The organism is Neobacillus niacini, from assembly GCF_019749295.1.
Taxonomy (GTDB): domain Bacteria; phylum Bacillota; class Bacilli; order Bacillales; family Cytobacillaceae; genus Neobacillus; species Neobacillus niacini_D.
In genome coordinates, this window is sequence record NZ_JACWFG010000006.1 from 216,088 (window position 1) to 231,017 (window position 14,930).

Genomic DNA, 14,930 nt, shown 5'->3' on the forward strand with positions numbered 1-14,930 from the left:
CGAAACCATGGCGATGGATAAATTGGTTGTAAAAGGCGCCAGAGCCCATAATTTAAAAAATATAGATGTCACCATTCCGAGAGATAAGCTTGTTGTGATAACGGGACTTTCTGGTTCAGGAAAGTCCTCCCTTGCGTTCGATACGATTTATGCAGAAGGCCAGCGCCGCTACGTGGAGTCACTTTCAGCCTACGCACGACAATTCTTAGGGCAGATGGATAAGCCCGATGTTGATTCCATTGAAGGGTTATCTCCTGCGATTTCTATTGATCAAAAAACAACAAGCCGCAACCCCCGTTCAACGGTAGGAACGGTGACAGAGATTTATGATTATTTGCGTTTACTTTTTGCACGTGTTGGCAGACCTACCTGTCCCATTCACAATATAGAGATTACTTCGCAAACAATTGAGCAAATGGTAGACCGTATCATGGAATATCCAGAGCGTACAAAAATGCAAATTCTTGCTCCGATCATTTCTGGACGAAAAGGAATGCATGTAAAAGTGCTCGAGGATATAAAGAAACAAGGGTTTGTTCGTATCCGTGTCAACGGTGAAATGCTTGATCTGGGTGAAGAAATTGTTCTAGATAAGAACAAAAAACATTCCATTGAGGTCGTTATCGACCGGATTGTTGTAAAGGAAGGGGTTTCAGCGAGAATTGCAGATTCTCTTGAAACGGCCTTACGTCTTGGTGAAGGAAAGGTAATCGTGGATGTAATCGGAGAAGAGGAACTTCTTTTCAGTGAAAACCATGCCTGTCCACATTGCGGGTTTTCAATTGGAGAATTAGAACCGCGAATGTTTTCATTCAATAGCCCTTTTGGTGCATGTCCTGAGTGTGATGGACTTGGTTCAAAACTCGAAGTTGATGTTGATCTTGTGATTCCGAATAAGGAATTATCATTAAAACAGCATGCCATTGCTCCTTGGGAGCCTACTAGTTCGCAATATTACCCGCAGCTGCTTGAAGCGGTCTGCAACCATTATGGGATAGATATGGACATGCCCTATAAGGACATTCCCCCCCATCTAATTGAAAAGGTTCTTTATGGATCCAAAGGGGACAAAATATATTTTCGTTATGAAAATGATTTTGGACAAATCCGTGAAGGGCATATTGAGTTCGAAGGTGTCATTCGTAACGTCGAACGCCGGTATAAAGAGACTAGCTCTGATTGGATTCGAGAGCAAATGGAGAAATATATGGGCGAGCAGCCCTGCCAGGTCTGTAAAGGTCATCGCTTAAAGAAAGAAACATTAGCAGTACTTATTTCAGGACGCCATATCTCTCACCTAACAGAGTTATCGATTGAAGAATCCTACCAATTCTTCAACGAATTACACTTAACGGAAAAAGAAATGCAAATCGGAAAATTAATTTTCCAAGAAATCCGAGAGCGGCTTGGATTTTTAATGAATGTTGGACTTGACTACTTAAGCTTAGGAAGAGCTGCAGGCACCCTTTCTGGAGGAGAAGCACAACGGATTCGGCTGGCAACCCAAATTGGCTCTAAGTTAACAGGAGTTCTCTACATCTTAGATGAACCATCAATTGGACTGCATCAACGTGATAACGATCGATTAATAGGAACGCTTCAAAACATGCGTGATATCGGAAACACGTTGATTGTAGTAGAGCATGATGAGGATACGATGATAGCAGCAGATTATCTAATCGATATTGGACCGGGTGCAGGAATTCATGGCGGACAAGTCATATCTGCAGGAACACCTGCACAAGTAATGGCTGATCCTGATTCTTTGACAGGCCAGTATTTATCAGGTAAAAGGTTTATACCACTGCCTTTAGAACGCCGTAAGCCAGATGGAAGGTATATCGAAATTAAAGGTGCTGCCGAGAACAATTTGCGAAATGTAAATGTGAAAATTCCACTTGGGATGTTTATCGCTGTGACAGGTGTATCTGGATCTGGTAAAAGTACATTAATCAATGAAATCCTCCTTAAGACACTTTCCCAGAAGCTTAATCGCGCTAAAACCAAACCTGGTGAACATAAGGATATCATGGGGATTGAGAATTTAGATAAGGTAATCGATATCGATCAATCTCCAATTGGCAGAACACCACGTTCTAACCCGGCAACTTATACGGGAGTATTTGATGATATCCGTGATTTGTTTTCGACAACGAATGAAGCGAAGGTCCGCGGCTATAAAAAAGGACGTTTTAGCTTCAATGTCAAAGGCGGACGCTGTGAAGCCTGCCGCGGTGATGGAATTATCAAGATTGAAATGCATTTCCTTCCTGACGTCTATGTTCCATGTGAAGTATGTCATGGAAAACGTTATAACCGTGAAACACTTGAAGTTAAATACAAGGGAAAGAGCATATCTGAAATTCTTGATATGACAGTGGAGACAGCGGTACAGTTTTTTGAAAATGTACCTAAAATCAGCCGTAAGCTGCAAACAATTTTTGATGTAGGTTTAGGGTATATTACACTTGGCCAGCCGGCAACGACCCTTTCCGGAGGAGAAGCACAGCGTGTCAAACTTGCCTCTGAGCTTCATAAACGTTCAAACGGTAAATCCTTCTATATTTTAGATGAACCGACAACTGGTCTTCATGTTGACGATATATCAAGATTATTAGTCGTTCTTCAAAGACTCGTTGAAAATGGGGACACAGTTCTAGTAATTGAGCATAATTTAGATGTCATTAAAGCAACTGATTACATTATTGACCTCGGTCCTGAGGGCGGAGACAAGGGCGGTACGATTGTGGCCACCGGAACACCCGAGAAGGTAGCTGAAGTGCCCGGATCTTATACAGGTAAATACCTAAAGCCTATTCTTGAGCGCGACCGGTTACGTATGAAAGAACAGATCCACGAAAAAGAATCCCTTGCAAAAAGCTAAAACCTTGCGTTTTAGCTTTTTTTATAGATAAGTTGAAACTTTCAATTTCCCCATACGTAAATATTCAGTAAGGGGAGTGATGACTAATGGAAACTCGAAAGGTTCTTTCAGGATTATGTTACTTTAGTATTTTCTTTGCAGGAATTCTTTTTCCACTTGTTGTGATGTTTGCCTCTGGAGATGATGTAACGAAAAGTCATGCAAAAAAAGCATTCTTATCGCATTTAATCCCGCTTATACCTGTACCGTTTTTAATTTTTGCGATATTTAATGATATGAACAATGAAGCGATTCCTGTTTTTACACTTGTTACAGCGGGTATTATAGTCTTAGTTGGTCTAATAGTCACAATCTGGAATGTGATTAAAGGCGTAAAAGCCTTAATGATGGAATAGGATTTAATGAATACTTTTATTGGAGTGGATAATGATGAAGGAAGAACGTAAAAGAATTCTCAAAATGGTCGAAGAAGGAAAACTTAACGTTGAAGAAGCTTTAACCTTGCTTGAGGAACTTGAAAAGGCAGGGCAAACGATGGAGCAAAAGCAGGAACAAATTGCTCAAGAGATTTCAACAGCTTTTAAGTTTGAAGAAGCCAAAAAGGAAGATTCAGCACATAATAAAGTACATTCCACAAAGGATAAACTTTTTGACTTTGTTGATACCGCTTTGAAAAAAGTAAAGAACCTAGACTTTGATTTGAATTTCGGTCAATCCGTGGAAATCTCGCACATCTTTCACCAGGGCGATGTTTATTTACGTGACATGGATATTGATCTTGCTAACGGTTCGCTTAAGCTTGTTCCATGGGACCAAAATGATGTGCGAATTGAGTGTCAGGCAAAGGTATACCGTGTAGAAAATGCAGACCAAGCCCGGGAAAACTTTTTGAAGGATGTCTTGTTTGCGATTGAAGGTCAAAAGTTACGATTCATGACTCAGCAAAAATGGATGAAAGTTGATGCGGTGATTTATGTCCCTCAGGCTGAATACGAACGTGTCAGGGTAAGATTGTTCAATGGTCCGATATCGAGTGAAGAGTTAACGATAAGCGACCTGCGGATGAAAACAGCCAATGGCAAAATAGAACTTAACCGTTTAAATGGGAAAAAGGCGGAAGTCGAAACAGCAAATGGACATATTACTTTACAAACCAGCATCATAGATGAACTTGAAGTAGAGACCATTAACGGTGCAATTAAACTAGATGGGGACTTTAGAAAAGTTGAAACACAAACGTTAAATGGAAATACAACCTACAACCTTACTGGTAATCGCTGTGAATTAATAGCGGCTAAAGCTACTACAGGCGGGGTTGATTTGTTTATTCCTGATGGAGTGGCTGCGAGCGGTGAGTTAAAGACAAATCTTGGCGGTTTTAATATTAAGCTCGATGGCATTCAGGTTCTTGAAGAAAAAAGTGAAATGATTCAAAAAATGCTCCGTTTTCAATCAGTCAATCATCCTGACCGGATGTTGAAAATCTTTGTCGATACGAAAACGGGCTCAATAACACTTCATAAATCGGATGAGGTTAGCAATTAATAGGAGATAGGATAAATGAAATGGTTGATTGGAATTTTAATAAATGCTGTCTTATTTATGGCAATAGCGGGCTATTTTTCAGAGAGCTTCGTGCTGGAGGGCTTTACAGCTGCACTAGGAGCTAGCTTTTTATTATCGATCATAAATATCATCGTACGACCGATTTTAGTCATATTAACCTTACCTGTTACCATCTTAACATTAGGTTTTTTCTTATTTGTAATAAATGCGATGACACTCGAAATTACAGATTATTTGATGGGTGATGCTTTCGAAATTTCAGGATTTGGAATGGCATTACTTGCTTCAGTTATCATGTCGGTAGTCACGCTGGTCCTGGATAAAACAATACTTAAATCCTCCAAGGAAAAATAAAGAAGCAATTGGCTAACTGCCAATTGCTTCTTTATCGTTTCATCGTATGAACAAAGCGATATCGATCTGCTCTAAAGGTAGATTTTACTAATTCAAAAGGTATTCCATCTTGTAAATAAGAAATACGTTGAATCAAGAGGATAGGATCCCCAATATTGATTTCCAATGTTTCAGCGTCATCACTATCAGCAATAGAAGCTTCGATTTCTTGGGTTGCTTCACTGATTGAAAGAGAAAGATGTTGCTCAATGTATTGGTAGAGAGAAAGATTACTGTTTTCCTCAGTTAATCCTGGGACAATTTCCACTGGAATATAAGCTGTTTCTAGTGCCATGGGGGCACCATCCGCCAAACGTATCCGTTTGATTTTATAAACAGAGTCATTATCTTCTATTTTAAGGTCAAGGGCAGTATTTTTGTCAGCAGGAATAATTTGAAAGGATAAAAGGGTACTGCTTGGGTTCATTCCCCTGGAAAGCATGTCCTCCGTAAAACTTGTCATCCCTTGAAGTTCTTGTTCAACTTTTTTCTTACTAACAAAAGTGCCCTTGCCTTTTTGTCTTGTTAAATAGCCTTCTAATACTAAATTATTGATAGCCTGTCTAACGGTCATCCGGCTTATCTGGAATACCTCGGCAAATTCCCGTTCCGAGGGGATGACCGCTTCTTCTCTTAAGATCCCAGTCTCTATTTGCTGCTTAATGTACTCTTCAAGTTGATGATAGATAGGAACCGGTGAGTTTTTATTAATCATCTGTGACACTCCTCATGAAAAGTACTAAATATATTTTAGCGCGTCTCTATCAGCAATAACCGTGACGTTCGAATGGTACTTTAATGCGGAGGCGGGAAATTCCTCGCTAATTTCTCCATTTACAAATTTATAAAGTGCTTCTGCTTTTCTTTCTCCCGATACCAGAAGGAGAATCTCTTTGCTCTTAAGTATGGAGGCAATCCCCATCGTGATGGCATGTGTAGGAACTTCTTCTAGAGAATTAAAAAAACGCGAATTTGCTTCTCTAGTATTTTGGGCAAGAGTCACAATATGTGTCGTGCTTGTAAAGGGAGTTCCTGGTTCGTTAAAGCCAATATGCCCATTTTGTCCGATTCCGAGCAGCTGAAGGTCAATCCCACCAAGCTCTTTTATTAGTTGTTCATAACGAAGGCACTCTTGCTCTAAATCGCTGGCAGCTCCATTCGGGATATGAGTTTGATTATCGTTGATATCTAAATGTTTAAATAAAGTTTGGTTCATAAAATAATGATAGCTGTTAGGATCCTCAGTGGAAAGCCCGATATATTCATCTAAATTAACGGATTTCACCTGTTTATAGGTGGTTTCATTCTCTTCATGATCTTGGATTAAATAATCATAAACACCCTTTGGGCTGCTCCCTGTTGCCAAACCCAGTGTAAGGCTTGGATTAGTGCGAATTTTATCTACGATGATTTTCCCGGCTTCTAAGCTCATCTCCGTATAATTTTCTGTACGAATTAGTTTCATGTCTTTACCCCTTTTTGTATGCTATTTCTCCACGGCAGAATGTCATTTCAACTTTATATTCATTAGATAATATGGTTATATCAGCGTCTTTTCCTACGGAAATACTCCCTTTACGATCGTATACATTTAGCTGTTTGGCAGGATTCACACTTGCCATTTGAACAGCGTCAGACAAAGAAATATCTGCAGCTTCTAGAATGTTTTTTACCGAATCATTCATTTTTAAGATACTGCCAGCCAATGTTCCATCTGCGAGCAGTGCTTTTCCATCGGCAACGGATACATCTTGTCCACCTAGATCATAGACCCCGTTTTTAAGGCATTTTGCCCTCATTGAGTCTGTTATCATGAGCATGCCCTCTGGCCCTTTCGCATTGATAACTAACTTCATTACCTCAGGTCGAACATGAATCCCGTCAGCAATCAGTTCCACCATCAATTCTTTAAAAAGAAGGGCCGAACCAGCGACGCCAGCTTCACGGTGGTGAATGCCTCTCATACCATTAAACAAATGTGTCACTTGTTTAGCACCAGCCTGTACAGCTTTTTTCATTTCTTCATATATGGCATCAGAGTGTCCAACAGAGGCAATGACATTATTTTCATTTAAATAGGAAACAAAGTTTAGCCCATTTTCTAGCTCAGGGGCTACGGTCACCAATTTAATACTTCCTTCAGCAAGTTCCTGCCACTGTTTAAAGAGCTCAATATCAGGATTAATAATATATTCCATCGGCTGTGCACCGGCACGTTTTGCATTGATAAAAGGTCCCTCTAAATGAACTCCTAGAATATCTGCTTTACCAGACTCATTGTGGCCCTTAAGATAGTGTGCTGCATTTTTTAAGGCATTTTCAATATTTTCATGTTTTTGGGTAATGGTTGTGGCTAAAAAGCTTGTAGTTCCTTCGGCTGGCAGTGCCTTAGCCATGGTTTCTAACGCTTCAATACTCGCATCCATGGTGTCTGCTCCTGCCGCTCCATGTATATGGACATCAATAAATCCAGGGACGACATTTTGCCCTTCAGGTATCTCTATTTGTTGAACATCTTTTAAATGAGAAGGAAGTGTCTGGATTGGCCCCATTTCTTTAATTTTTTCATTTTCAATTAGAATATAGATGGATTCTGCCACTTCATTTTCTAGGACAGCCTTGCCATGAACCATTAAAAGTAGGCTCAAAATCTTCATCTCCATTTCAAAAATTTTACCTTGATGAATGTATTATAATCTCAAGTGGAATAGTTGTCTATACCAGTTATATATCTATTCTTAATTATTTTCCCGAAAAGTAAAGATTGTATGAAATAATGATTAAACTTTTATTTGGTTATGAAAAAAAATTAAATAGTGCTAAAATAAGAAGAAATTGAATGAATTTAAACTATGTTAACTGTCTTGCTGCAGTGCATGGGCGCTGTAGCTTTCAGATAAGGAGGAAGCCATTTGCCAAAGGTACGCACAAAGGATATTTTAGAAAGATTCCATTTAGAATTAGTTAGTGGTGAAGAAGGAATCAATCGTCCGATTACAACGAGTGATATTTCTAGACCGGGAATTGAATTAGCTGGGTATTTTGAATATTATCCTGCTGAGCGAATCCAGCTGCTAGGAAAAACAGAGCTGTCCTTTTTTGAAGAATTAACCAAAAGTGAACGGATTTCTAGAATGGAGCGTTTATGCACAGATATTACACCTGCAATCATTGTGACTAGAGATTTAGAGGTCCCAGTAGAACTTGTTGAAGCCTCTGAACGAGAATCCGTTCCGGTGTTAAAAGCAAACATGAAAACAACTCGTTTCTCAAGCAGGCTTACAAACTTTTTAGAGAGTAAACTTGCACCAACAACTGCTGTACATGGAGTTTTAGTCGATATTTACGGGATAGGTGTGTTAATTACCGGAAAAAGCGGTGTTGGTAAAAGTGAAACAGCTTTAGAGCTTGTTAAACGCGGGCACAGACTAGTGGCAGATGATTGTGTAGAGATTCGCCAAGAGGATCAAGACACCCTTGTTGGAGCTTCGCCAGATTTAATCGAGCATTTATTGGAAATACGCGGACTTGGTATTATTAATGTCATGACTCTTTTTGGCGCAGGAGCTGTTCGCAGTAATAAACGGATTACCCTGGTTATTAACTTGGAAATATGGGATGCAAAAAAGCAATATGACCGTCTTGGTTTAGATGATGAAAAGATGAAAATCATTGATACAGAGATAACAAAAATTACCGTCCCGGTGCGTCCTGGCCGAAACTTGGCTGTTATCATTGAAGTGGCAGCGATGAATTATCGTCTAAAGAGAATGGGTGTAAATGCCGCACAGCAATTTACGGAGCGCTTATCAGATGTTATTGAGGATGGAGACCACGAGGATTAATTAAAAAGGAGAAATGGTATGAATTCAACTATACAGCCGCTTGACCCGATTGCTTTTTCCTTAGGGCCAATTTCTGTGCATTGGTATGGTCTTATAATTGGTTCTGGATTAGCTTTGGCCCTTTTTCTTGCGATTAGAGAGGGAGATAAAAGGGGGCTTCCAAAGGATACCTTTGCAGATTTAATGCTTTGGGCAATCCCAATTGCAATCCTTTCCGCACGATTATATTATGTTATCTTTGAATGGGGCTATTATTCGCAGCACCCAGGACAGATTATCCAGATTTGGAATGGCGGAATTGCTATCCATGGAGCGCTAATAGGTTCTGTGCTGACAACCTATATTTTTGCAAAAAAACGCGGGATATCTTTCTGGAAAATAGCCGATATTGCTGCACCAAGTATTATTTTAGGCCAAGCCATCGGACGTTGGGGAAACTTTATGAATCAGGAAGCCCACGGAGGGGAAGTCACAAGGACTTTTCTAGAGAACCTTCAGCTGCCTGAGTTTATTATTAATCAAATGTATATTAATGGTGCCTATTATCATCCGACCTTCCTATATGAATCTGTTTGGAATATCGTTGGATTTATTCTATTAATTCTCCTTCGACGTGTGAACCTTCGCCGCGGGGAACTATTCCTTTCTTATGTTATTTGGTATTCGATTGGTCGTTTCTTCATCGAGGGCTTACGAACAGATAGCTTAATGCTGGGCGGACTAAGGATGGCACAATCCATCTCAATCGCTTTAATTATCGGTGCTATATTAATTCTCGTCTACCGTCGAAAGAAGAATCTAGCGAAAGACAGATACTTAGACAAAAACAATCAAGCATTAACGCACTAAAGAAGGAGAAATCGGAGAAATGATGAACTCGATTAAAAAGGGACTTCAGGTGGGAATCAAAACAACATGGACCTTAGGGAAAATTATTTTTCCAGTAACCCTTATTGTAGCATTGCTTCAGTATACGCCTATCCTTCCATGGGTAATTAAATTAATAGCCCCTATGATGAATCTGTTTGGATTGTCAGGAGATGCTGCAATACCATTGGTTTTAGGGAATTTCCTAAACCTATATGCCTCCATTGGTGCAATATTAACACTCGATTTAACTGTGAAGGAAGTTTTTATATTAGCTGTTATGCTTTCATTTTCTCATAATTTAATTGTTGAATCAGGCGTTGCTCTTAAGGTTGGTATTAAGCTTTGGCTTGTATTGGTTACGCGGCTGGGACTTGCATTTGCCTCCGCAATCGTGATTAACCTTGTTTGGCAGGGAGGCAGCGAAACGGCCAAATATGGAATGATTCAAGCGCATAGTGATGAACCAATCTCAGGAATTGGTTCCATTTTACTCGCAGCAATTGAAAAAGCGGGACTAGGAATCCTGCAGTTAGCGATGATTGTCATACCGTTAATGATCGTTATTCAGATTTTAAAAGACTTGCAATGGCTTAAGAAGTTTTCTAATGGTATGTCACCCATCACTAAGAGTCTAGGGATGCATGAAAATACTTCTACCACAATGGCAGCGGGATTGTTATTTGGGCTTGCCTATGGTGCAGGGGTTGTGATTCAGGCTGTGGAGGAAGATGGCGTGAGTAAAAAGGATTTAACGCTCGCTTTTATCTTTCTAATGGCATGCCACGCAGTTGTGGAAGATACACTTATCTTTATCCCGCTGGGAATCCCAGTCTGGCCGCTCTTCTTAATTCGGCTTGGAGTAGCTGTCACCTTAACCTTGGTTGTCGGGTTCTTTTGGAAAAAGTCAGGCATCATAAGCTTAAAAGGGAGAAGAACAACTTATGAAAAATAATATTAACACGCTTTTATTTGATTTAGATGGAACATTAATCGATACAAATGAACTTATTATTTCTACTTATTTACACACATTAGAAAAATACTATCCAGGCAAATATACACGAGAAGACGTCCTGCCATTTTTAGGCCCAACCCTTCATGAAGTTTTTGGGAAAATGGATCCTGACCGTGTGGAGGAAATGGTGTTAGAATACCGCACCTACAATCTAGCAAATCACGATGCACTGGTGAAAGAATTTGTTGGAGTTATGGAAACCATTGAGACATTAAAGAAAAAAGGTTATAAGCTTGCCATTGTCACGACGAAACGTGAGGATGTTGCTTTTAAAGGACTTCGCTTAATGAAACTTGATTCGTATTTTGATGTCATGATTGCTTACGATCATGTGAAAAAAGTAAAGCCTGACCCGGAACCGATATTTTTAGCGCTTGAAAAGTTAGGTTCAAAGCCGGAGGAAGCATTAATGGTCGGAGATAATTTTCATGATGTGCTTGCCGGCAAAAACGCTGGTACGAAAACGGCGGGTGTCGCTTGGTCCATAAAAGGCAGAGAGTATCTGGCAAAGTATGAACCAGATTTTATGTTAGAGAACATGACGGATTTATTAACTATTCTTGGAGAGGAATAACAATGAGGAAGACCACCCGCTACCCTGTTGAAGGGGCAAATTCCTTGTGGCATGTCTATAAAACTGTTCCATTCTGGAAAGTTGTGAAAAACTTCATTGTAATCCAGCTTGCCCGTTACACCCCAATCCTAGGGATGAAAAATTGGCTTTACACCACGTTTTTAGGAATGAAGGTCGGCGAGCAGACTTCCTTTGCTTTAATGGTCATGCTCGATGTGATGTTTCCTGAGAAAATAAGCGTTGGACGCAACACGGTGATTGGATATAATACAACCATCCTTGCCCATGAATATTTGATAAAGGAGTACCGCCTTGGATCTGTTGAAATTGGCAGTGAAGTGATGATTGGTGCGAATTCAACCATCCTGCCAGGGGTAACGATTGGTGACGGAGCCATTGTTTCGGCAGGAACACTCGTTCATAAAGATGTCCCAGCTGGTGCATTCGTTGGTGGAAACCCGATGCAGGTCATTTATTCAAAAGAAGAAATGGATAATAGGTGGGCAGATGATCCGATTTATGGAAAAAATAAATAATAGCATAACAGAGGCTGGGTTGATTAACCTGGCTTTTTTTTACATAATACTAGTTTTGTGTGTGGATTCATATTTTTCGGTTGACGAAATTTTCCCAAAAAGGTAAACTTTAATTTATTAGCATATTAGCGAACTAAAGGATTCTGAAAATAAAGGATGATTTGGATGAGCCGTTTATTTATGTTTGAAAAGCCTTTAGGCATGAGAGATACACTTCCGGAGCTATATGAAAAAAAGCACCGAGTCCGTTCCCTAATGGACGAGACAATCAAACAGTGGGGATATCAATTTATTGACACACCTACTTTAGAATACTATGAAACCGTGGGAACAGCTTCTGCGATACTTGACGCAGAGCTATTCAAATTACTCGATAAAGATGGGCATACCCTTGTGCTTCGACCGGATATGACGGCGCCTATTGCACGAGTGGCAGCAGCGCGTCTGTTAGAAAATGATCTTCCGCTTCGTTTGGCTTACGCTGGAAATGTGTATCGTGCACAGCAGCGCGAAGGCGGCAGACCGGCAGAGTTTGAGCAAATTGGTGTGGAGTATATTAATGATGATACCGTTTCAAGTGATGGCGAGGTCATCGCTTTGCTAGTTTCTTCTTTAAAAAAGGCAGGATTGAATCAATTTCAAGTATCCGTAGGACATATAGGATTTGCACAGGAATTATTCAAGCAAATTTTAGGAACAAACGGACGTGCCAATGCACTTAGACGCTTTTTATATGAAAAGAATTTTGTTGGTTATCGTGAGCAAGTAAACTCCTATTCTCTATCCTCCATTGATAAACAGAGACTGCTGCAGCTGCTAGAACTCAGAGGCGGAGACGAGGTAATTGGAAAAGCGCTAGATATTGTTGAGGATGGCTATGGAAAAGAGTCCCTCATCCAGCTGAAGGAATTGTGGGAAGTGATTACAGACTATGGTCTAAAAGACTATGTGAAATTTGATTTTACCATTGTCAGCCATATGAGCTACTACTCAGGAATTTTATTTGAGGCCTATGCAGGAAATGTCGGTTTCCCAATTGGAAATGGCGGAAGGTACGGCCTAATTGAGAAATTTGGAAAAAAAGCGAGTGCAACAGGTTTTGCAGTTAGACTCGATAAACTCCTCGAGGCTATGGGATCGCAAGAAGTTAGTAATACAGTGGAATGTATTTTTTTCAGTCAGGAAAGACGAAAAGAGGCCTTTCAATTGGCTGAAACCATGAAGGCAGAAGGAAAAAAAGCCGTTCTGCAGGACATTAATGGTGTGAAAAATCTTGATGCTTTCACAAAGAAGTTTGCCAATACCACCTTTTTAATAGGGGGAGCTTAATATGAATGGAAATTTAACGATTGCGATGCCAAAAGGGAGGATTTTTGAAGAAGCCTTAGAATTGCTCCGTAAAGCAGGTTATACACTGCCGCCAGAGTTTGATGATTCCAGGAAATTAATTCTTGATGTCGAAGCCGAAAACATGCGCTTTATCCTCGCAAAACCAATGGATGTGGCAACATATGTTGAGCACGGCGTTGCGGATGTCGGGATCGCAGGGAAGGATGTATTACTTGAAGAAGAACGTGATGTATACGAACTTCTTGATTTACAAATCAGCGCATGCTATCTGGCTGTTGCCGGTCTGCCGGGAACAGAAATGAATGATGTTGCTCCTAAAGTTGCAACAAAATACCCGAATGTTGCCGCGGCCTATTTTCGCGAACAAGGTGAACAGGTGGAAATTATCAAATTAAATGGTTCAATTGAGCTTGCCCCTTTAATAGGATTAGCAGATCGAATTGTTGATATCGTTTCAACAGGCAGAACCCTTGTTGAAAATGGACTCGTGGAATTTGAAAGAATTAAAGATGTCACATCAAGGCTGATCGTTAACCCTGTAAGTTACCGGATTAAAGACGAAGTGATTAACGAATTAGTTACTAGGTTAAGCGGTGTTGTCTCCTTGGAGGTAAAATAAAATGAAAATCGTTAAAGTGAATGATCTTGTTTCTATCAAACGTTCCATTGAATCTGGAACAACTGAGCAGTTAGCTGTGGTGAAAAAAATCATTTCGGATATTCGGTCTAATGGTGACGAGGCATTACGAGCATATACAGAAAAATTTGACTCAGTAGTGTTAGATTCCTTTTTGGTTACCGAAGATGAAATAAATGCAGCTTATTCACAGGTAGACGCTGAATTTATTTCCATTGTGCGAGAGGCTGCTGAAAATATCAGAATTTTCCACGAAAAACAATTACGTCCATCGTGGATGACAACAGAAGAAAATGGCAGTATGCTGGGACAAAAAATCACTCCGCTCGACTCAGTGGGTGTTTATGTCCCAGGTGGAACAGCGGCTTATCCCTCTTCAGTACTTATGAATGTTATCCCTGCAAAAGTAGCAGGCGTGAAACGAATTGTAATGGTTTCACCACCTAACAGCGCAGGAAAACTTCCAGCGGCAGTACTTGTAGCAGCGAAGGAAGCAGGCGTGGAAGAAATCTATAAAGTCGGCGGAGCACAGGCAATTGGTGCATTGGCATATGGAACAGAGTCGATTGAACCCGTTGATAAAATTACAGGACCGGGCAATATATTTGTAGCATTAGCAAAGAGGGAAGTTTTCGGTGATGTCGATATTGATATGATTGCGGGACCAAGTGAAATCGCAATTATTGCAGATGATACTGCACATGCCGATGAGGTGGCTGCAGATTTGTTATCTCAAGCTGAGCACGACCCGCGAGCATGCAGTGTCCTCGTTACTCCTTCTATGAGATTAGCGGAAGAGGTGGCGATTGAAGTAGAAAAACAACTGGCATTATTACCGCGTAAAGACATTGCTGCGAAGTCTATTGCTGATTTTGGTGTAATTTATGTAACTTCATCTATAGATGAAGCGGTTGAAACGGTTAATCAGTTAGCTCCTGAACATCTTGAAATTTTAACTGAAAATGGTATCGAACTGCTGGGGAAAATTCGTCATGCAGGTGCTGTTTTTATTGGCCGCTACAGTTCTGAGCCGGTGGGTGACTATTTTGCCGGACCTAATCATGTACTGCCAACCAATGGGACTGCACGATTCTCTAGTCCGCTTAATGTTGATGATTTTCAAAAGAAATCAAGTGTAATCATATATAGTGAAAAGGCTTTGAAGGACAATGGTGAAAAAATCGCAAAATTTGCCCGCATGGAAGGTCTTGAAGCACATGCGCGTGCAGTAGAGTTAAGGCTTAAAAATAAATAATTAGT

The 14,930-nt window shown here is 40.3% G+C and carries 15 protein-coding genes; 12 read left to right on the forward strand and 3 right to left on the reverse strand.

What is annotated here, in order from left to right; translation table 11 throughout:
- Positions 1-7: 7 nt before the first annotated feature.
- From uvrA to H0184_RS10895, 4 genes are all read left to right on the forward strand, one after another.
- A complete protein-coding gene (uvrA, locus tag H0184_RS10880) occupies positions 8-2,884 on the forward strand; it encodes an excinuclease ABC subunit UvrA (RefSeq protein ID WP_221824331.1) in 2,877 nt (958 codons plus the stop codon).
- An 86-nt stretch (positions 2,885-2,970) separates the two neighbouring features.
- Positions 2,971-3,279 carry a DUF4870 domain-containing protein gene (locus tag H0184_RS10885; RefSeq protein WP_221824333.1) on the forward strand — a complete coding sequence of 103 codons (309 nt, stop codon included), beginning with the start codon at positions 2,971-2,973 and terminating at the stop codon, positions 3,277-3,279.
- Between the two features lie 34 nt (positions 3,280-3,313).
- On the forward strand, positions 3,314-4,429 hold the full coding sequence (locus H0184_RS10890; protein ID WP_221824441.1) for a DUF4097 family beta strand repeat-containing protein: 1,116 nt from the start codon (positions 3,314-3,316) through the stop codon (positions 4,427-4,429).
- A 15-nt stretch (positions 4,430-4,444) separates the two neighbouring features.
- Positions 4,445-4,804, forward strand: coding sequence for a phage holin family protein (locus H0184_RS10895; RefSeq protein ID WP_221824335.1), 360 nt, complete (start codon positions 4,445-4,447; stop codon positions 4,802-4,804).
- 31 nt (positions 4,805-4,835) lie between these two features.
- Here H0184_RS10895 and H0184_RS10900 read toward each other — a convergent pair whose 3' ends face one another.
- Genes H0184_RS10900 through nagA form a run of 3 tightly spaced genes read right to left on the reverse strand, consistent with a single transcriptional unit; the run spans position 4,836 to position 7,500 of the window.
- Positions 4,836-5,558, reverse strand: coding sequence for a GntR family transcriptional regulator (locus tag H0184_RS10900; protein ID WP_221824337.1), 723 nt, complete (start codon positions 5,556-5,558; stop codon positions 4,836-4,838).
- A gap of 24 nt (positions 5,559-5,582) precedes the next feature.
- Positions 5,583-6,308 carry a glucosamine-6-phosphate deaminase gene (nagB, locus tag H0184_RS10905; RefSeq protein WP_221824339.1) on the reverse strand — a complete coding sequence of 242 codons (726 nt, stop codon included), beginning with the start codon at positions 6,306-6,308 and terminating at the stop codon, positions 5,583-5,585.
- Positions 6,309-6,312: 4 nt separating this feature from the next.
- Positions 6,313-7,500 carry an N-acetylglucosamine-6-phosphate deacetylase gene (gene nagA / locus H0184_RS10910; RefSeq protein WP_260631539.1) on the reverse strand — a complete coding sequence of 396 codons (1,188 nt, stop codon included), beginning with the start codon at positions 7,498-7,500 and terminating at the stop codon, positions 6,313-6,315.
- A gap of 255 nt (positions 7,501-7,755) precedes the next feature.
- Here nagA and hprK point away from each other — a divergent pair, with 255 nt between their 5' ends.
- The 8 genes from hprK (at position 7,756) to hisD (ending at position 14,925) form a co-directional block, all read left to right on the forward strand.
- Positions 7,756-8,688 (forward strand): HPr(Ser) kinase/phosphatase, encoded by a 933-nt coding sequence (hprK, locus tag H0184_RS10915; RefSeq protein ID WP_221824354.1) that lies wholly within the window; start codon positions 7,756-7,758, stop codon positions 8,686-8,688.
- An 18-nt stretch (positions 8,689-8,706) separates the two neighbouring features.
- A complete protein-coding gene (gene lgt / locus H0184_RS10920; protein WP_221824356.1) occupies positions 8,707-9,537 on the forward strand; it encodes a prolipoprotein diacylglyceryl transferase in 831 nt (276 codons plus the stop codon).
- A 19-nt stretch (positions 9,538-9,556) separates the two neighbouring features.
- Entirely contained in the window at positions 9,557-10,510 is a 954-nt protein-coding gene (locus H0184_RS10925) for a nucleoside recognition domain-containing protein (RefSeq protein ID WP_221824358.1), read from the forward strand.
- Positions 10,500-11,147 carry a pyrophosphatase PpaX gene (gene ppaX / locus H0184_RS10930; RefSeq protein ID WP_221824360.1) on the forward strand — a complete coding sequence of 216 codons (648 nt, stop codon included), beginning with the start codon at positions 10,500-10,502 and terminating at the stop codon, positions 11,145-11,147. Before H0184_RS10925 ends, ppaX begins: the two co-directional genes overlap by 11 nt.
- A 2-nt stretch (positions 11,148-11,149) precedes the next feature.
- Complete coding sequence (locus tag H0184_RS10935; RefSeq protein WP_221824362.1) at positions 11,150-11,683, forward strand: acyltransferase; 534 nt, start codon at positions 11,150-11,152, stop codon at positions 11,681-11,683.
- A gap of 165 nt (positions 11,684-11,848) precedes the next feature.
- Complete coding sequence (locus tag H0184_RS10940; RefSeq protein WP_221824364.1) at positions 11,849-13,012, forward strand: ATP phosphoribosyltransferase regulatory subunit; 1,164 nt, start codon at positions 11,849-11,851, stop codon at positions 13,010-13,012.
- A gap of 1 nt (position 13,013) precedes the next feature.
- Complete coding sequence (gene hisG / locus H0184_RS10945; protein ID WP_221824365.1) at positions 13,014-13,652, forward strand: ATP phosphoribosyltransferase; 639 nt, start codon at positions 13,014-13,016, stop codon at positions 13,650-13,652.
- Position 13,653: 1 nt separating this feature from the next.
- Complete coding sequence (gene hisD, locus H0184_RS10950; RefSeq protein ID WP_221824367.1) at positions 13,654-14,925, forward strand: histidinol dehydrogenase; 1,272 nt, start codon at positions 13,654-13,656, stop codon at positions 14,923-14,925.
- The last annotated feature ends 5 nt before the right edge of the window (positions 14,926-14,930 follow it).